Annotated in this window: 18 protein-coding genes; 11 read left to right on the top strand and 7 right to left on the bottom strand. The window is 71.8% G+C overall.

From position 1 onward, the window contains the following. Positions 1-115: 115 nt before the first annotated feature. Both BMY88_RS02975 and BMY88_RS02980 read right to left on the bottom strand, forming a co-directional pair. Positions 116-1,228 carry a 2-oxoacid:ferredoxin oxidoreductase subunit beta gene (locus tag BMY88_RS02975; RefSeq protein ID WP_091940064.1) on the bottom strand — a complete coding sequence of 371 codons (1,113 nt, stop codon included), beginning with the start codon at positions 1,226-1,228 and terminating at the stop codon, positions 116-118. Then, positions 1,225-3,141: a 2-oxoacid:acceptor oxidoreductase subunit alpha gene (locus tag BMY88_RS02980; RefSeq protein ID WP_091940066.1), complete on the bottom strand. Its 1,917-nt coding sequence runs from the start codon at positions 3,139-3,141 to the stop codon at positions 1,225-1,227. Before BMY88_RS02980 ends, BMY88_RS02975 begins: the two co-directional genes overlap by 4 nt. Before the next feature lie 85 nt (positions 3,142-3,226). Here BMY88_RS02980 and BMY88_RS02985 point away from each other — a divergent pair, with 85 nt between their 5' ends. Continuing rightward, positions 3,227-4,501 (top strand): MFS transporter, encoded by a 1,275-nt coding sequence (locus BMY88_RS02985; protein ID WP_091940068.1) that lies wholly within the window; start codon positions 3,227-3,229, stop codon positions 4,499-4,501. On the opposite strand, the gene BMY88_RS02990 is transcribed toward BMY88_RS02985, so the two are convergent. Then, on the bottom strand, positions 4,491-4,685 hold the full coding sequence (locus tag BMY88_RS02990; protein WP_091940070.1) for a ferredoxin: 195 nt from the start codon (positions 4,683-4,685) through the stop codon (positions 4,491-4,493). The two genes, BMY88_RS02985 and BMY88_RS02990, sit on opposite strands and share 11 nt — an antisense overlap. 108 nt (positions 4,686-4,793) lie before the next feature. Here BMY88_RS02990 and BMY88_RS02995 point away from each other — a divergent pair, with 108 nt between their 5' ends. From BMY88_RS02995 to BMY88_RS03015, 5 genes are all read left to right on the top strand, one after another. Further along, positions 4,794-6,071: a cytochrome P450 gene (locus tag BMY88_RS02995; RefSeq protein WP_091940072.1), complete on the top strand. Its 1,278-nt coding sequence runs from the start codon at positions 4,794-4,796 to the stop codon at positions 6,069-6,071. Between the two features lie 2 nt (positions 6,072-6,073). Beyond that, a complete protein-coding gene (locus BMY88_RS03000; protein WP_091940074.1) occupies positions 6,074-6,895 on the top strand; it encodes a mycofactocin-coupled SDR family oxidoreductase in 822 nt (273 codons plus the stop codon). A 98-nt stretch (positions 6,896-6,993) separates the two neighbouring features. Further along, positions 6,994-7,833, top strand: a complete 840-nt coding sequence (locus BMY88_RS03005; protein WP_091940076.1) for a mycofactocin-coupled SDR family oxidoreductase — start codon at positions 6,994-6,996, stop codon at positions 7,831-7,833. A gap of 134 nt (positions 7,834-7,967) precedes the next feature. Continuing rightward, entirely contained in the window at positions 7,968-9,233 is a 1,266-nt protein-coding gene (locus BMY88_RS03010; protein ID WP_091940078.1) for a cytochrome P450, read from the top strand. 142 nt (positions 9,234-9,375) lie between these two features. After that, positions 9,376-9,786, top strand: coding sequence for a nuclear transport factor 2 family protein (locus BMY88_RS03015; protein WP_091940081.1), 411 nt, complete (start codon positions 9,376-9,378; stop codon positions 9,784-9,786). 58 nt (positions 9,787-9,844) lie between these two features. On the opposite strand, the gene BMY88_RS03020 is transcribed toward BMY88_RS03015, so the two are convergent. From BMY88_RS03020 to BMY88_RS03035, 4 genes are all read right to left on the bottom strand, one after another. Then, positions 9,845-10,669: a mycofactocin-coupled SDR family oxidoreductase gene (locus tag BMY88_RS03020; RefSeq protein WP_091940083.1), complete on the bottom strand. Its 825-nt coding sequence runs from the start codon at positions 10,667-10,669 to the stop codon at positions 9,845-9,847. Between the two features lie 40 nt (positions 10,670-10,709). Further along, positions 10,710-12,245: a sugar ABC transporter ATP-binding protein gene (locus BMY88_RS03025; protein ID WP_091940085.1), complete on the bottom strand. Its 1,536-nt coding sequence runs from the start codon at positions 12,243-12,245 to the stop codon at positions 10,710-10,712. After that, positions 12,242-13,153, bottom strand: a complete 912-nt coding sequence (locus BMY88_RS03030; RefSeq protein WP_170860940.1) for an ABC transporter permease — start codon at positions 13,151-13,153, stop codon at positions 12,242-12,244. The genes BMY88_RS03025 and BMY88_RS03030 overlap by 4 nt, the downstream gene beginning before the upstream one ends. Before the next feature lie 221 nt (positions 13,154-13,374). Further along, positions 13,375-14,550 carry a sugar ABC transporter substrate-binding protein gene (locus BMY88_RS03035; RefSeq protein WP_139220385.1) on the bottom strand — a complete coding sequence of 392 codons (1,176 nt, stop codon included), beginning with the start codon at positions 14,548-14,550 and terminating at the stop codon, positions 13,375-13,377. 333 nt (positions 14,551-14,883) lie between these two features. Here BMY88_RS03035 and BMY88_RS03040 point away from each other — a divergent pair, with 333 nt between their 5' ends. Genes BMY88_RS03040 through BMY88_RS03060 form a run of 5 tightly spaced genes read left to right on the top strand, consistent with a single transcriptional unit; the run spans position 14,884 to position 18,342 of the window. After that, positions 14,884-16,437, top strand: a complete 1,554-nt coding sequence (locus tag BMY88_RS03040; RefSeq protein ID WP_091940091.1) for an AMP-binding protein — start codon at positions 14,884-14,886, stop codon at positions 16,435-16,437. Next, positions 16,438-16,920: a hypothetical protein gene (locus tag BMY88_RS03045; protein ID WP_091940093.1), complete on the top strand. Its 483-nt coding sequence runs from the start codon at positions 16,438-16,440 to the stop codon at positions 16,918-16,920. After that, positions 16,917-17,330, top strand: coding sequence for a MaoC family dehydratase (locus BMY88_RS03050; RefSeq protein ID WP_091940095.1), 414 nt, complete (start codon positions 16,917-16,919; stop codon positions 17,328-17,330). Before BMY88_RS03045 ends, BMY88_RS03050 begins: the two co-directional genes overlap by 4 nt. Further along, positions 17,327-17,749: an acyl-CoA thioesterase gene (locus BMY88_RS03055; RefSeq protein ID WP_091940097.1), complete on the top strand. Its 423-nt coding sequence runs from the start codon at positions 17,327-17,329 to the stop codon at positions 17,747-17,749. The genes BMY88_RS03050 and BMY88_RS03055 overlap by 4 nt, the downstream gene beginning before the upstream one ends. After that, the gene (locus BMY88_RS03060; RefSeq protein ID WP_211435463.1) at positions 17,746-18,342 is read left to right on the top strand and encodes a nuclear transport factor 2 family protein; all 597 of its coding nucleotides are present in this window, start codon (positions 17,746-17,748) and stop codon (positions 18,340-18,342) included. Before BMY88_RS03055 ends, BMY88_RS03060 begins: the two co-directional genes overlap by 4 nt. Positions 18,343-18,389: the final 47 nt, after the last annotated feature.

The following is an 18,389-nucleotide window of genomic DNA, read 5'->3' on the forward strand; positions in this document are numbered from 1 at the left end:
TGCGGCACGAACGACCCCGCCGCCACCTCCGCCGCCAGGAACTCCCGCACCTCCACCCGCACCCGCTCGGCCGCCTCCGACCGCGGCGCCGGCGCCAGGGTCAGCGCATCGCCGCTCACGCGCCGGCCCCCGCAGCGCCGGCCGCGGGGAGGACCGAGCCGTCGCGGACGGTCCAGGTGTCCTTTCCGTGGAGCAGGCCGAGCAGGTCCTCGTCGGTCTCCCCGCCGCCGCCGTCCACCGCCTGCTGCACCTGCGCGCGGGCGAGGTCGTCGTAGGTGGGGCGCTGCACCTGGCGGAGCACGCCGAAGACCGCGTGGTCCAGCGCCTGGTCGGACAACCGGGACAGCGCGAACGCCAGCTCCAGGTTGGCCGGGTCGTGGACCACCACGTCGTCGGGGGCGACGTCGGCGGTGACCGCGACCTGCAGGCCGAACCCGCGGCGCACGACGCACCACCGGCCGTCCGTGCCGAAGGTGATCGGCCGGCCGGCGACGAGCGGGATGACCCGCGCCTCGGAGTCGTCCGGCCGGCGCAGCACGTCGAAGGAGCCGTCGTTGAAGATCGGGCAGTCCTGGTAGATCTCCACCAGGCTCGCCCCGCGGTGCCGGGCGGCGGCCTCGAGCACGGCGGTCAGCCCCTTGCGGTCGGAGTCCATGGCCCGGCCGACGAAGGTGGCCTCGGCACCCAGGGCCAGGGACACGGGGTTGAACGGGTGGTCCAGCGAGCCCATCGGCGTGGACTTGGTGACCGTTCCGATCTCCGACGTCGGCGAGTACTGGCCCTTCGTCAGCCCGTAGATCCGGTTGTTGAACAGCAGGATCGTCATGTTCACGTTGCGGCGCAGCGCGTGGATGAGGTGGTTGCCGCCGATCGACAGCGCGTCGCCGTCCCCGGTCACCACGAACACCGACAGGTCCGGCCGGGAGACCGCCAGGCCGGTCGCGATCGCCGGCGCCCGGCCGTGGATCGAGTGCATCCCGTAGGTGTCCAGGTAGTACGGGAACCGCGACGAGCAGCCGATCCCGGAGACGAAGACGGTGTTCTCCCGCCGGATGGACAGCGTCGGGAGGAACGAGCGGACGGCGGCCAGGACCGCGTAGTCCCCGCACCCGGGGCACCAGCGCACCTCCTGGTCGGAGGTGAAGTCCTTGGCCTTCTGCACGTCCTCGGCGGTGGGCACCAGGTCCAGCCCACCCAGGATCGGCATCCCGAGGTCGATCGCGCTCATCGCCGCACTCCGATCAGGTCACTCGCAGAAGGGCTGACATGGGGGCGCAGCAGCTCCTGGAGCTCCTCGGCGCCGAAGGGCATCCCGGCGACCTTGGTCACCGACGTGACGGGACGGGCGAACCGCCCCTGGAGCAGGAAGGCCAGCTGGCCCAGGTTCATCTCGGGGACCACCACGGTGCGGTAGCGCTCGAGCACCGCTTCGGTGTTGGCCGGCAGCGGGTTGAGGTGGCGCAGGTGGGCGCGCGCGACCGTGAGGCCCTCCCGGCGCAGGCGGCGGACGGCCGCGCCGATCGGCCCGTAGGTCGACCCCCAGCCGAGCACGAGCACGTCGGCGGTCCCGCCGTCGGGGCCCGCCGGGTCGTCGACCTCCAGGTCCGGGACCTCGATGCCGTCGATCTTGGCCTGGCGCAGCCGGACCATCCGCTCGTGGTTGTCCGGCTCGTAGGAGATGTTGCCGGTGCCGTCGGCCTTCTCCAGGCCGCCGACCCGGTGCTCGAGGCCGGGGGTGCCTGGAACGGTCCACGGCCGGGCGAGGGTCGCGGGATCGCGGGCGTAGGGCAGGAACTCCCCGTCGGGGCCGTTGGGCTCGGTCTGGAAGATCACGGGCGTCCGGGCGAGGTCGGCGGCCCGCGGCAGCCGCCACGGCTCGGAGCCGTTGGCGATCGCGCCGTCGGAGAGCACCAGCACCGGCGTCCGGTAGGTGACGGCGATCCGGACGGCGTCCAGGGCGGCGTCGAACGCGTCCGCCGGCGACGACGGCGCGACCACCGGCACCGGCGCCTCCCCGTTGCGGCCGAACAGCGCCTGCAGCAGGTCCGACTGCTCGGTCTTGGTCGGCAGCCCGGTGGAAGGGCCCCCGCGCTGGACGTCGATCACCAGCAGCGGCAGCTCGATCATGACCGCGAGCCCGAGCGCCTCGCTCTTGAGCGAGATGCCGGGACCGGAGGTGGTGGTCACGCCGAGCGCGCCGCCGTAGGCCGCGCCGATGGCGGAGCCGATGCCCGCGATCTCGTCCTCGGCCTGGAAGGTCGTCACGCCGAAGCGCTTGAGCCTCGCCAGCTCGTGGAGGATGTCCGACGCGGGAGTGATCGGGTAGCTGCCGAGGAACACCGGCAGCCCGAACCGCTGCCCCGCGGCCACGATCCCGTACGCCAGCGCGGTGTTGCCGGTGACCTGCCGGTAGGTGCCGTCGGGCAGCACCGCCGGCGCGACCGCGACCGGACCCGCGAAGGATTCGGTCGTCTCCCCGTAGGCGTGCCCGGTGCGGAAGGCCACGACGTTGGCCTCGGCGATCTCCGGGCGCTTGGCGAACTTCTCGCGCAGCCACCGCTCGGTGCCCTCGGTCGGTCGCGAGTACATCCACGACAGCAGGCCCAGGGCGAACATGTTCTTGCTGCGCTCGGCGTCCTTCTTGCCGATGCCCAGCGGAGCCAGCGCGGCGGTCGTCAGCGCGGTCATGGCGACCCGGTGCACGGTGTAGGAGGCGAGCGAGTCGTCCTCCAACGGATCGCCGTCGTAGCCGACCTTGGTCAGGTTCCGCGGGGTGAACTCGTCGGTGTCCACGATCAGCACCCCGCCGGCGGGCAGGTCGCCCACGTTGGCCTTGAGCGCGGCCGGGTTCATCGCCACGAGCACGTCGGGCCGGTCGCCCGGGGTCAGGATGTCGTGGTCGGCGAAGTGCAGCTGGAAGCTGGAGACCCCGGCGAGCGTGCCGTGCGGCGCGCGGATCTCGGCGGGGAAGCTCGGAAAGGTCGCCAGGTCGTTGCCGAACGCGGCGGCCTCGGCGGTGAACCGGTCACCGGTGAGCTGCATCCCGTCGCCGGAGTCACCGGCGAAGCGGATCACCACCCGGTGCGGGCCCGCGCCCGGGCGGACCGTCCTGTCGTCGACGCGGTCGTCGGTCGTCGGCATGATGCCTCCGCAGGTGTGGGGACGGCGGCGCGCGTCGCCGGCCGGTGTTTCGCTGGGGCAAAAACTAGGATAAGCATTACCAGCGATGAGGGGAACCCGCGGGGCCGCGACGCGCCCCGACAGCAGCCGGCTCGCCGTCCTCGTGGTGTGCACCGCCGCGATGGGCCTGGGGTGCACGCCGGCCTTCCTCGTCGGCTACCTCGGCCCCGACGTCCGCAGCAGCCTGGACCTGTCGGGCGCCCAGCTGGGCCTGCTGGTCGGCCTCTTCTACGGCGCGACGGGAGTGACCTCGATGGTCGCCTCCCGGTTCGTCGACCCGCTCGGACCTCGGCTGAGCATCGTCGGCGACCAGGCCCTGGTCGCCGTCGCGCTCGTCGCCGCCGCACTGTGGCCGGGCTTCGGCACCCTCGCCGCGGCCAGCGCTCTCGCCGGCGCCGGCTACGCCTTCGCCAACGCGGGGACCAGCATCGCCGTCACCTCGGTCTCCCGGCCGGCGGAGGCCGGCACCGCCGTGGCGGTGAAGACGGCGGGCATCCCGCTGGGCGCCACCGTGCTGGCGCTCGCCGGCCTCCCGCTGGCCGGCGTCATCGGCTGGGAGGGCGTGGCGCTGGTCCTCGCCGGCCTGCTGGCGCTCAACACGGTGGCCGGCGCCCTCCTGCTGCCCCGCGCCCGCGTCCGGCGCGTCGCCGGTGCACCCGCCCCGGTCGTCGGCCGACTGCCGGCCCGGTTCGGCTGGGTCGTGCTGGCGTCGTTCTTCTACGTGCTGGGCTCCCAGCCGCTGTTCTCCTGGCTGGTGATCACGCTGGTCGACGCCGGGGTTTCCCGACCGGCGGCCGGAGCCGTCTCGGCGACCGGCACGGCCCTGGGCGCGGTGGTGATGGTGCTGGCCGCGCGGCGGGCCGACCGGGCCGGGCCCGGTCGGCGGGCGCTCACCGCGGCCGGGGTCGCCGGCACCGCCGTCGTCGGCACCGCGCTGGTCTGGGCCGGCTCGCACACGCTCCTGGCGGTGCTCGTCGTCGGCGCGGTGGTCGCGATCCTGGCCGACCTGGTCGGCTCGGGCTTCGCCCACGGCGTGGCCATCGACCGCGCGCCGCACGCCGTCGGGCGGGCGACGGCGGTCATGTCCAGCGGCTACTACCTGGGCGCGCTGGTGTCACCGCTGGCCTTCGGCGCGGCCGCGGACCTGACCGGCTCCTACGACGCGTCGTGGGCCCTCACGGTCGGCGCGATGACCGCGTGCGGGCTGTGCTTCCTGGTCGTGCAGCGCTGGGTGCGGCCGCCCGCCGCCGAGCCGGGAGCCCATCCGTGGGCCCCCGCCGGGGGCGCCGCACCCGCGCCCGCGGGCTCGATCAGGGGATGACGGTGATGGCCCGCTCCGGGCAGGCGTCCGCCGCGATCCGGGCATCGGCCTCGTACTCCGCGGGTACCGGATCCAGCTGCACGATCGAGTGCGCATCGTCGGGATCCAGCTCGAAGACGGCGGGCGCACTCATGTGGCAGACGCCGTGGCCCTGACAGACGTCCAGGTCGACCGAGACTCGCATCGCTTCCCCCTCGGGATGGCCGGCACGGGCAGCGCACCGACATTGACAGGCACAAACTAGGATAAGCATTATCACGAGTGAGCCGTAGGACAGAGACGAGGACCACAGATGAGCACCGACGGACGCAGCCCGGTCATCGACTTCGACCACCACTCCGACGCGCACGCCGACGACACCGTCGGCAGCTACCGCCGCCTGCGCGAGACGACCCCGGTGGCGTGGACCGAGAACCACGGCGGCTTCTGGGTGCTGTCGGACTACGACTCGGTCTTCGAGGCGGCGCGCGACGACGACGTCTTCTCCTCCAAGCGCCTGGAGCAGTACGGCGGGCCCGGCCTGTCCGTGGTCATCCCCAAGACCCCGATGCACTTCCACATCCCGATCGAGCTCGACCCGCCGGAGTTCCGCTCCTTCCGCAAGGTGGTCAACCCGATCGCGTCCCCCGCGGCGGTCGCGAAGATCGAGCCGATGATCGTCAAGTGGACGACCTGGTTCATCGACGAGCTGATCGAGAGCGGTGAGGCCGACCTGGCACAGGTCATCGGCGTCCCGGCGATCTGCACGATCGACTGGCTGGGCCTGCCCGTGGAGGACTGGCAGATCTACGCCCGCTCCCACCAGGCCACGCTGGCCGAGCCGACCGACAGCCCGCTGTACAAGCAGGCCGTCGAGGTGGACCTCCCCTATGGCACCGAGCAGATGCGGCAGGCGATCGCCACCCGCCGGGCCGAGCCACGCGACGACGCCATCAGCTACCTCGTGCAGCAGGAGGTCGACGGCCGCCCGCTCACCGAGGACGAGGTGTTCTCGATGGTCGAGCTGCTGGTCAGCGGCGGCGTGGGGACCACGGCCTCGCTGGTCAGCCAGACGCTGGTGTGGCTCTACGAGCACCCCGACGTCCGCCAGGAGCTGATCGACGACCCGTCGCTCCTCGACCGCGCCATCGAGGAGTTCCTCCGCTACTTCTCCCCCACCCAGGCGCTGGCGCGCACCGTGGTCAAGGAGGTCGACTTCCACGGCAGCCACCTCTCCGTGGGCGACCGCGCGCTGCTCGCCTGGTCCTCGGCCAACCGCGACCCGTCCCAGTTCGACGAGCCGGACGACATCGACATCCACCGCTGGCCGAACCGGCACGTGGCTTTCGGCGTCGGCGTGCACCGCTGCGCCGGCTCGCACTTCGGCAAGCGGATGGCCAAGGAGATGCTCAAGCAGGTGCTCGAGCGGATGCCCGACTACACCGTCGACCTCGCCCACCTCAAGCGGTACCCGCGGCAGGGCGTGAACAAGGGGTGGCAGCGCATCCCCGCCACGTTCACCCCCGGCACGCGCCTGCTGCCGCCGGGCGCCGTGCCCGCCGGGGTGTCCGCCACCTCCGCCCGCAGCTGACCGTGACCGCGGGGATCGAGGGCACCGTCGCCCTCGTCACCGGGGCCGGTCGCGGTCAGGGCCGCGCCCACGCCGTACGGCTGGCCGAGGAGGGCGCGGACGTCGTCGCCGTCGACATCTGCGCCGGCATCCCGACGGTGGCCTACCCGCTGGCCACACCGGAGGACCTCGCCGAGACCGCCCGGCTGGTCCAGGCCACCGGGCGCCGGGTGCTGGCCCGGCGGGCCGACGTGCGCGACCGCGCCGCGCTGGACGCCGTGGTCGCCGAGGCGGTGGCGACGCTCGGGCCGATCCGGTCGGTCGTGGCCAACGCCGGCATCGCCCCGCTCATGGGCGGCGGCGACGAGGGCGAGACGTTCGCCGACGTCCTGGCCGTCAACCTGACCGGCGCCTGGAACACCGTGAAGGCCGCCGCCCCCTCGATGATCGAGGCGGGCCGTGGCGGCGCGGTGGTGCTCGTCAGCTCCACCCAGGGGCTCAAGGGCACCGGCGGTGACGGGACCGCGGGCATCACCGGCTACGCGGCGAGCAAGCACGGCCTGGTCGGCCTCATGCGCTCGTTCGCGCACTGGCTGGCACCGCACTCGATCCGGGTCAACACCGTGCACCCGACCGGCGTCCCGACCCCGATGATCACCAACGAGGTCATGCAGGCCCACCTGCGCTCGGCACCGGCGACCGCGGACCGGCAGGGAAACCTGCTCCCCCTCCCGATGGTCGACGTCGCCGACGTCTGCGCCGCCGTCGTCTACCTCCTGGGCGACAGCGGCCGCGCCCTCACCGGCGTGACGCTGCCCGTCGACGCCGGCTTCGCCGCGCGGTGAGGACCGCCGGCGCCCCGCCGCACCACCGCACCACCTGACCGGCCCGCACCGACGCGGGCCGGGGACCACCGGGCAACCGGAGAAGAGGAGTGAGGACCATGGCAGGACGCATGGAGGGCAAGGTCGCCTTCATCACCGGCGCCGCTCGCGGCCAGGGCCGCAGCCACGCGCTGCGGCTGGCCCAGGAGGGCGCCGACATCATCGCCGTCGACATCTGCGCCGACATCGACACGGTCACGCCCTACTACCCGCTGGCCACCGAGGACGAGCTCGCGGAGACCGTGCGCCAGGTCGAGGCCCTCGACCGCCGGATCGTGGCCCGCAAGGCCGACGTCCGCGACCTCGCCGGCCTGCAGAGCGCCTTCGACGAGGGGCTGGCCCAGCTGGGCCAGGTCGACACCGTCGTGGCCAACGCCGGAATCGCCACCTACGGCAAGGCGTGGGAGCTCTCCGGCGAGCAGTGGAAGGACATGATCGACGTCAACCTGACGGGCGTCTTCCACACCGCCAAGGTCGCCATCCCCGCGATGATCGAGGCCGACCGCGGCGGCTCGATCATGTTCACCAGCTCCATCGGCGGCCTCAAGGGCATCCAGCACGTGGCCCACTACGTGTCGGCCAAGCACGGCATCGTCGGCCTGATGCGCACCCTGGCCAACGAGCTCGGGCCGCACCGCATCCGGGTCAACACGATCCACCCGACGAACGTCGACACGATCATGATCCAGAACCCCGGCACCTATGCGATGTTCTCCCCCGGCGACCCCGAGCCCTCCCAGGAGAAGGCGATGCCGGGCTTCATGTCGCTCAACACCCTGCCGGTGCCGTGGATCGAGAGCACCGACATCAGCAACGCCGTGCTGTGGCTGGCCAGCGACGAGGCGCGTTACGTCACCGGCGTGACGCTCCCGGTCGACGCCGGCGCGTACGTCAAGTAGCAGGTCCCGCCCGGGAACGGGGCGCCGACGCGAAATCCCGCGGCGGCGCCCCGTTTGCTGTTGTGGCTCCGGTCACTCCATGCATATGGTGAGCCTGTTTATGCAGCGCCGCGTCTATCTCAGGAGCACCCTCGATGAGCCAGTCGACCATCGCCCCTCAGGCCCCGGACATCCTCTCGCCGGAGTACATCGCCGACCCGTACCCGTCGCACAAGATCCTGCGGGACCACTACCCGGCGGTCCACCACGAGGCCACCCAGAGCTGGCTGATCAGCCGCTACGCCGACGTCGCCGACGCCTTCCGCAACCCCGCCTTCTCGAGCAAGAACTACGACTGGCAGCTCGAGCCGGTCCACGGCCGCACCATCCTGCAGATGGAGGGCAAGGAGCACGCCACCCACCGGCAGCTGCTCAACCCGTTCTTCCGCGGCAAGGGCCTCGAGGCATTCCTGCCCATCATCACGCAGAACGCCGCCGAGCTGGTCCAGCAGGCCGTGCGCCGGGCCGCCGACGACCTCGTGGAGAACTTCTCCGGCCGCGGCCGGGTTGACCTCGTCGCCGAGTTCACCACCTGGTTCCCGATCAACGTGATGGTCGACATGCTGGGCCTGCCCAAGAGCGACCACGAGCGGTTCCACCGCTGGTACCACGCGGTCATCGCGCACCTGAACAACCTCGCCGGCGACCCGGCCATCACGGCCGCGGCGGACCAGACCCGCGAGGAGCTGCGCGAGTACATGCTCCCGATCATCCGGGAGCGGCGGACCGGCGACGGTGACGACCTGCTCTCCCGCCTGTGCCGCGCCGAGGTCGACGGCGAGCAGATGTCCGACGAGGAGATCAAGGCGTTCGTGAGCCTGCTCCTGGTGGCCGGCGGCGAGACGACGGACAAGGCGATCGCCAGCATGGTGCGCAACCTGCTCGACAACCCGGAGCAGCTGGAGGCCGTGCGCGCCGACCGCGGCCTGACCGACGCGGTGATCGCCGAGACGTTGCGCTACACGGGCCCGGTGCACATGATCATGCGCCAGACCGAGGAGCCGGTGGAGATCGAGGGCACCACGATCCCGACGGGGCAGACCTGCATCCTCATGCTGGCGTCGGCCAACCGCGACGAGCGGCACTTCGCGAACCCGGACACCTTCGACATCCACCGCCCCGACCTCGACGTCTCCCGGGCCTTCAGCGGCGGCGCGAACCACGTCCAGTTCATCCTCGGCCGGCACTTCTGCGTGGGCTCGCTGCTGGCTCGCGAGGAGATGACGGTCGCCCTGAACCTCGTCCTGGACCGGCTGCCGAACCTCCGCTACCAGGAGGGTTTCACGCCGAAGGAGGTCGGCCTCTACACGCGCAGCGTGGAGAGCCTGCTCGTCGAGTTCGACGTCCCCGCAGCCTCCTGAACCACCCACCGGGGCCCGGGTCGGCGCGGCCGTGACCTCGCCGACCCGAGCCCTGGCCAAAGAGGCTAACCATGCATAGGGTAAGCCCGATCACACCGTCGCCGGCGCCGTCGTCGGCCAGTTGAGCAGGAGTCGCCAGCCCATGTCCGCTCGCGGAGATCTCGAGAACGTCCTCAACCGCTACTCCATCGCCTACGACCAGAACGACATGGCGGAGATGGCGGACACGTTCGCCGACAGCGCGGTGCTCACCATGCGCATCGGCGGCGGGGACCTCATCGGCCCCTTCGAGGGCAAGGAGGCGGTCATGAAGCTCATGACCGACAGCCTCGCCAGCCAGTCCGACCAGCGCCGGCACGTCACGACGAACCTGGCGGTCCGCAAGGAGACCGCGGACTCCGCGTCGGTCGAGTCCTACCTGACGCTGATCTCGATCCAGGACGGCAAGGCCGTGCTGCTCTCCACGGCGCTGTACCAGGACGAGCTCGTCAAGGAGGCCGACGGCGCCTGGCGCTTCACCAAGCGCCACATCGAGCTCGACCTGCCCTACTGATCCACCCGCCGGCGCCCCCGGAACCGCGTCCCGACGCGGTTCCGGGGGCGCCCGCGGCTCAGCGGTTGAGCGCTCCCGCGTCGACGGGCAGGGCGATCCCGGTGATGTAGCGGGCCTCCTCCGAGGCCAGGAAGAGCACGGCGTTGCTGACGTCGTCCGGCTCCACCCAGCCGGTGTCCAGCGCGTGCATGCCCCGCATGATCTCGACGACGTCCTCCCGGCCGGGGGCCTCCAGGTCCGGCCGGAAGAGCCGGTAGATCGCGTCGTTGAACAGCAACGGCGTGTCGACGTTCGTCGGGTTGACGCAGTTCACCCGGATGCCCTGCGGCGCCACCTCGTTGGCCAGCGCCCGCATGATGCCCATGAGGCCGTGCTTGGCCGCCGTGTAGTGGGTGTTGTTGGGCAGCCCCTTGGCCGCCGCGATCGACCCGGTGAGGACGATCGACGCCCCCGAGGTCAGGTGCGGCAGGGCGGCCCGGATCGTCTTGAAGACGCCGGTCAGGTTGATGTCGATCATGTCCTGCCAGGTCTCGTCGGACATCTCCGCCATCGGCGCGCTGCCGCCGACCCCGGCGTTGGCCACGACGACGTCGAGCCGGCCGAGCTCGGCGACCCCGCGGTCCACCAGCTCCCGCAGCGCCGCGCCGTCGCGGACGTCGACGCGGCCGGCGACCGCCCGGCGGTCCTCCGCCTCGATCAGCCGCACGGTCTCCGCGAGGTCCGCCTCCGTCGCCAGGGCATAGCCCACGGTGGCGACGTCGGCGCACGCGTCGGCGAGCAGCAGGTCCGCCCCCTCGCGGGCCAGCCGCAGCGCGTGGTTGCGCCCCTGCCCGCGCGCCGCGCCCGTCACGAATGCGACCTTCCCCTGGAACCGCTGGTGCACGTGGTCTCCCCTTCGTCGTCCGGCCGCGGGTGCGGCCGGGTCAGGCGGACGTCGCGGCGTCCGCTCCGCCGTAGCAGTGCCCGAGGATCTCCGGCTCGCTGACCTGCTCCCCGGTCAGCTCCGCCACCACCCGCCCCTCGCGCAGGACGACCACCCGGTCGGACACCGCGGCGAGCTCGGGCAGGTCGGAGGAGATGAACAGGACGGCCTTTCCGGCGTCGGCGAGCTCGCCGACGATCCCGTAGACGTCGGCCTTGCCCTCCACGTCGATGCCCGCCGTCGGCTCGTCGAAGACGAAGACGTCGGCCCCGTGCACCAGCCACTTGGCCAGGACGACCTTCTGCTGGTTGCCCCCCGACAGCGTGCCGACGGCGACCTCGGTGCTGCGCGCCTTGATGCCGAGCCGCCCGACCATCTCCTCGCTGGCCGCCCGCTCCTTGGCCGCGCTGGGCCGGGGCAGCCAGCGCACGGCACGGTGCTGGCGGAGGGTGGGGAGGGACGTGTTCTTCCGGATGCTCTGGGCGGTGTCGTTGCCCTGGTGCCGGCGGTCCTCGGGCAGCAGCGCGATGCGCTCCCGCATGGCCGCGCGCGGCGAACGCAGCACGACGTCCTTGCCGCGCACGGTGATCGTCCCGCTGTCGGGGGTGTCGACGCCGAACAGGACCCGCGCGAGCTCGGTGCGCCCCGCCCCGACCAGGCCGGCCAGGCCGAGCACCTCACCCTCGCGCAGCGACAGGTCCACCCCGTGCAGCGCGGGGGCCCGGGTCAGGCCGGTGACGCGCAGCAGCTCCGCCCCCGGGGGCCGGCCGGCACGGTCGACGTGCACGGTCTGGCTCTCGGAGGCCTTCGCCTCGCCGGTGATGCCGGCGACGAGTGCCTGCTTGGTCAGCGTCGCCGTCACCAGATCGGCCACGACCGAGCCGTCGCGCATGACCACCACCCGGTCGGTCGCCCCGAGCACCTCCTCGAGCCGGTGCGACACGTAGACGATCGCCACCCGGTCGGCGGCCAGCTGCCGGAGCACCTCGAGCAGGTGGCTGATCTCGTCGTCGGTCAGCGAGGCGGTCGGCTCGTCGAGGACGACGACCCGGGCCTCCCACGCCAGGCAGCGGGCGATCATCACCATCCGCTGCTGGGCCACGCTGAGCCCGTCCACGGACTCCCGCGGGTCCACCGTCAGGCCCAGCCGGGCGAGCACCTCGCGGGTGCGGCGGTGCAGCTCCGGCCAGTCGACGAACAGCCCCGCCCGGCGCGGATAGGGCAGGCCGAGGAAGACGTTCTCGGCGACGCTGCTGCGCGGCACCAGCGCCAGCTCCTGGTGCACCACGGAGATGCCGAGCACCGAGGCCGCGTGCGAGGACGCGAGCGCCTTGGGCTCGCCGTCGACCAGGATCTCCCCGGCGTCGGGGGCGACCAGGCCCGCCACCATCTTGATGACCGTGCTCTTCCCGGCGCCGTTCTTGCCGACCAGGCCGAGGATCTCCCCCGGCGCCACGGCGAACGAGGCGTCGTCGACGGCCAGCACGCCGGGATAGGTCTTGCGCAGTCCCCGGACCTCCAGGACCGGCGCGGTCACCGGTGCTTCCTCTCCAGCCGGCTGATCAGCATGGCCGCGATGAGGACGACGCCCTGGATGATGTTGATCCAGGCGGTCTCGATCTGGAGCATCTGCAGGCCGGTCGTGATGACCCCGAGGAACAGGACCGCGACCACGGTGCCGGGGACGTTGAACGTGCCGGGCCGGAACGTCGCCGAGCCGAGGAACGCCGCCGCGTAGGCCGGCAGCAGGTACGGCACGCCGGCGTTGGGCTGCGAGGACCCGCCCTGGGCGGTCAGCAGGATCCCGGTGATCACCGCCGCGACGGCGACGATGACGAAACCGAGCACGCGCAGGCGCTTCACCGAGACGCCGGCGAACCGGGCCGCGTCGGGGTTGCCCCCGACGGCGTAGATGCGCCGGCCCGTCTCGGTCTGCTCCAGGAAGAGGTACATGAGGACGGCGACCAGCAGGGCCAGCCAGATCTGGATGTTCACGCCGAGGATCGCGTCGCTCTGCCCGAGGTCCTTGTAGCCCTGCGGAACGCCGCTGAACAGCGTCTGCTGGTTGGTGAACAGGTACTCGACCCCGAGCAGGATCACGCCCATGGCGAGGGTCTGGACGAACGACGAGGCGCCGAGATAGGCGATGAAGACGCCGTTGACGAGGCCGACCAGGAGACCGATGCCGAGCGCGAGGAGCACCGCGACGGGCCAGGCCACCCCGTGGAGGGTGATGAGGGCCAGGGCCGACGCCCCGCCGAGGCCGACCATGGCGCCGATCGAGAGGTCGAACTCCCCCAGGGCGAGGGGGACCGTGAGCCCGATGGCGAGGATCGCCGGGGCCGCGGCCTGCTGCAGGATCGCGTTGAGGTTGTTGGTGGTCAGGAAGCTGTCGGGGCGGGCGATGCCGAACGCCACGATGACGAGCAGGAGCGCGACCAGCACACCTCCGCGGGCCACGAGCTGGACCCAGTCCGGCCCCCGGCGGCCCGGCGGGCGGGCACCTCCGCTCGCCCCCTTCGGCCCGGTGGCCGGCCTCGCCGCGGTGCCCGCGCCCACGAGTCCGGGGTCTCCCCCGGCGGGAGCGTCGGTCTGTCCTGTCGCCACTGCTGCTCCTACGAGACGGCCCCGGGGCGCGGCCGGCCGGCCGCGCCCCGGGGGAGGAACTACGAGAGGTTGCTGAACTCCGTGGACCACTTCGTGGTGAAGAAGCCCTCGAAGTCCACCGGCGGCGGGGCGAGCTCGCCCTCGGCCGGCAGGTTCTCGGCGTCGACCACGAACGGCTGCCAGAACTCCAGGCCGTCGCCGTAGTCCGGCCGCGGCTCCGTCGAGATGGGCGTCTCCCGCCCGAAGAACTCGGCCAGCTGGTCCATGGCCACCCAGGCGATCCACTCGTGGGTGTTCTCCGCCGCGGCGTCGACCTGACCGGCCCGGATGAGGTCGATGGTCGGCAGGTTGGCGTAGAAGGTCAGGATCATCGGCCGCTCCGGGAACTGGGCACCCGGCCGGAGCACCTGCATGGCCTGCGCGGCACCGATCTCGGAACCGGAGAAGGTCAGGTAGTAGGCCTGGATGTCAGGGTTGCCGTTGTACGACGACGAGACCGACTGCTGCGCGCCGGGGATCAGGTTGGCGGCGTCGGCGTCGAACGTGTCCCCGATCGTCACGTCGCTGCCCTCCAGCGACCGGTCGAGTCCCTCGAGCCGCTGGATGACGAAGTCGGCCTGGAACGTCTGCGTGGCGATCTCTCCGCCGTCGGGCAGCTCCTCGACCAGCCAGTCGCCCAGCACCTCCCCGAACTCGGCCTCGTCCGGGTAGATGGAGCCGTCGAACAGGTCCTCCTGGCCGATGTAGCCGCCGATGTTGATCACCGGGATGCCGGCCGACTCGGCCTGGGTGAGCGCCGGCGCGATGGACGACTGCGGCATCCCGTTGGTCAGGATCGCGTCCACGCCGGTGTTGACGAAGTTCGTGGCGCAGGTGAGCTGCCCCTGCGGCGTCGACTGGCCGTCGCAGACCTCGAGCTCCCACCCGAGCGCGTTCGCGGCGTTCTGCACACCCTGTGTCAGGCGCGCGGAGATCGGGATGGCCTCGCCGTAGGAGATGTAGCCGATCGTCCGGACGGGCAGCTCGACCGGCTCGCCCGCCGCCTCCGCCGCGGCCGTGGCGGCGTCCTCGATCTCGGACGTGAGCTCCACGACCGGCAGGTCGCCCAGCCGGCCTCCGGAGGAGCCACCGCCTCCCCCACCGCCGTCGGACCCCCCGTCGTCCGAGTCGGAGCAGGCGGCGGTCAGCAGCAGGGCCGCCACGGCGGCGCCGGCGACGAAGGATCGCGATCTCATGAGCGTGGTCTCCGATTCGGACGAGTGCGTCGATGCAGTCGTGGTGCGGTGGAGCCACGCCGGCCGGCGGACGGCGCCCGCAGGGGACGCGGCACGCGGGCCGACGGAGTGCAGCGTCGATGTGACGCGGATAACGATGCGCATTGATGTCATGGTTCATGGGCGCAAGTCAATAGACCGACTCCACCGAGACAGCACCGTGATCGGGTACCGGTGCGTACAGGAATGTGATCGGCATCTCTCGATGACTGGTATTCCGCTCGAAACATGCATATGGTTCGCCCAGTCACATGTCCTCGGGCGGGCCATGACATCGAGACGAGAGAGGGTCACATGAACCAGGGACTGATCCCGGCCAAGTGGGCCGCGCTGACCCCGCGGAACGAGGCCGTCATCGACGTGCCGAACAACCGGCGCCTGACCTACGCCGAGTTCGACGGGCTCGTCCGACGCCTGGCCAACGGCCTGCGCGGCCTCGGCCTGGAGAAGGGTGACCGGTTCGGCGTCCTCTCCCGCAACTGCGCCGAGTTCATGGCGCTCTACTTCGCCGCGGGCCGGGCCGGCCTCGTCCTGCAGCCCCTCAACTGGCGCCTGGCCGGCGAGGAGCTCGCGACCATCGTCCGCGACGCGTCACCCAAGGTGATCATCAGCCAGGACGAGTTCGGCGAGGCGATCGAGCAGCTCCAGCGGGACGTCGACGTCGCCCACTGGCTCCAGTTCGGCGAGAAGAGCGACGGCACGTTCGCCCGGTTCGTCGAGGCCGCGAGCGACGAGGAGCCGCTGTGGATCTCGACGATCGGTGACGACGACCCGTTCTTCATCCTCTACACCGGCGGGACGACCGGGAAGAGCAAGGGCGCCATGCACACCCACCGCAGCGCGGGGGCGATGATGCTGGCGCAGACGGTGGCCGAGCGGATCGTGCCCAGCGACGTCTACATGCTGACCGGGCAGATGTACCACATCCCGATCGTGCTGGCGATGAACTACAACCGGCACGGCTGCCCGCTGGTCCTGGTCAACTTCGAGGCCAAGCAGGCGCTCGAGGTCATCCAGGAGGAGAAGGTCTCGGCCTTCCTCGGGATCACCACGATGATCAACTGGATGATGGCCGTGCCGAACTTCGCGAGCTACGACCTCTCCAGCCTGCGCAACTTCCAGTACGGCGGCGGCCCCATGCCCTCGTCGGTCGTGCGTGCGGCGATGGACAACTTCCCGTGCACGATGATCCAGGGCTACGGGCAGACCGAGGGCGCCGGGATGACCTTCCTGTCGCAGGAGGACCACATCAACGCGGTCAACGGCATCCACCCGGAGCGCCTGCGCTCCTGCGGCCGCGAGGGCTTCACCGCGCAGATCCGCGTCGTCGACGACCACGGCCGCGACGTTCCGCAGGACGGGAAGACGGCCGGGCAGATCGTCGTCCGCGGCGAGCAGAACATGATCGGCTACCTCAACCAGCCGGAGCTGACCGCGCAGACCATCCACGACGGCTGGATGTGGACCGGGGACATGGCGACCTGGGACGCCGACCGGTACATCTTCATCGTCGACCGCGCCAAGGACATGATCATCTCCGGGGGCGAGAACATCTACTCGGTGCAGGTCGAGGAGGCCATCAACCAGCACCCCTCCGTCCTCGAGTGCGCCGTCTTCGGCGTTCCCGACGACGAGTGGGGCGAGACGGTCAAGGCCGTCGTCGTCCTCAAGCCGGGCACCGAGGCCACGGAGCAGGAGATCATCGAGGAGGCCAAGAAGCACCTGGCCAGCTACCAGAAGCCGCGCTCGGTGGACTTCGTCGGTGAGCTGCCCAAGGCGCCCACGGGCAAGATCCTCAAGCGCAACCTGCGCGACCCGTACTGGGCCGAGCGCGACCGGGGCGTCTGAGTGGGCTTCGCCGAGGCCGACCTCGACGGGCAGGTGGGCCGGGCCTTCCCGGGTGGGACGTACACCGTCACGCCCTGGCGGGCCTGGCTCCTGGCCGACACCGTGCTCGCTCCCCCGCCGTCGCTGATCGGCGACGGCGGGGAGGCACCGGTCGCCCATCCGCTGTTCGCGTGGATGGCGGCGACCGGCGCCATGGGCATCACCTGGGACGAGCTCTTCTCCTGGTTCGGCGCCACCGCCGCCGACGGGCCCGTGTTCGGCGAGCACGAGACCACGCTGCACCGGCCGCTGCGGGTGGGCGCCTCCTACCGGGTGAGCGGCGGCATCGTCTCCGCCCAGCGCAAGGTGGGCCGGCGCACCGGAACCTTCGACGTCGTCGGGTACTCGATGGACCTGCACGAGGTGCCCACCGACGGACCGGCCCCCGGCGTCCACGTCGCCACCTGCTGGAACTCGATCGTCTTCCCCCGGAGGGACGCATGACAGCCGCCGTCGAGGTCGGCACCGAGCTGCCCGGGTACGAGGTGCCCTCGGTCAGCGCCGAGAAGATGAAGACGATGGCCGCGCTGCTGAGCGACCCCACCCCGATCCACTGGGACGTGGAGACGCTGCAGGCGCTCGGCATGGGCGATCGGCCGATCAACCAGGGGCCGCTGAACATGGGCTACGTGATGAACGCGGTCACCGACTGGGCCGGCGGCGCCGACCGGCTGACGCGGCTGCGGGTGCGGTTCCTCGGCAACGTGCTGGCCGGCCACCACCTGCGGGTGCGGGGCACGGTCACCGCGCTGCGCGAGTCCGACGGCGTCCGGCTGGCCGACTGCGACGTCGTGCTCGAGGTCGTGGGCGGGGACCCGGTCGTCTCCGGGACGGCGACGGTGGTGCTGGCATGAGCGACTCGCAGCTGTCCTTCCAGCTGTCCTACGGCGACTGCGACACCGTCGGCATCGCCTACTTCGCCATCTACTACCCGTGGATGGAGCGCGCCTACAGCACCTGGCTGTACTCCCACGGTCTGCGGTCGGGCGAGCTGGCCGAGCAGCACGGCTTCACGACCGTGGGCGTGCACTCGGAGTGCACCTACAAGGCGATGGTCCGGGTGTTCGACGAGCTCGACGTCCGCCTCGTGCTCGACCGGGTCGGGTCGTCGTCCTACACGGTCGGCTTCGACTTCGTCCGCGCCGGCGAGGTGGTCACCCACGGGACGATGACGTTCGTCTGCCGCACCCTCGAGGGCGGCAAGGCGACGATTCCCGAGGTGCTCATGGCGGTGCTGCGCACGCTGCCCGCCGCGGAGGGGGCGGCAGGGTGACCCTCGACCTGCCGGCGGTCACCGCCGCACTCACCACCGTCGTGCCGGCGCCGGCCGAGCAGAACTGGGCGGCGCTGGCGCGGGCGGTGCGCGAGCAGGCCGACCTGCAGGCCATCCGCGACCTCGGCGCCCTCTACGCGCGGGCCGTCGACGACCACGCGATCGACGCGCTGGTGGCGATGTACACCCGGGACGGCGTCTTCGAGCGCCGGGGCGTGGCGGCGACCGGTCCCGCGGAGATCCGGGCGGCGTACGTGGCCAGCTTCGACACCTACCGGACGATGCTGCACACCGCCCATCCCGGGATCGTCCAGCTGCACGGCGACGGCACGGCCTCCGGCTGGTCGCACGGGCACGCGGAGCTGGCGACCCGCAGCACGCTGGTCCTCGCGTCCTACCGGTACGAGGACTCCTACCGCTGCGTGGACCACCGCTGGCTGTTCGCGCGGCGCTCGATCACCTTCATGTACGCGGTGCCCGCCGACCGGATGGCCGACAGCTTCGGCGGCGTCGACCGGATCCGCTGGCCGCGCACGGAGCCGGAGGCCGGGGACTACCCGGAGACGGCCCCCACCTGGGACACCTACCGCTGACCGCCCGGCGGCGGCGTCGCGCCGCGGCCGTGCCGCCGCGCGCCCCC

This window comes from Trujillonella endophytica, from assembly GCF_900110555.1.
GTDB classification, from domain to species: domain Bacteria; phylum Actinomycetota; class Actinomycetes; order Mycobacteriales; family Geodermatophilaceae; genus Trujillonella; species Trujillonella endophytica.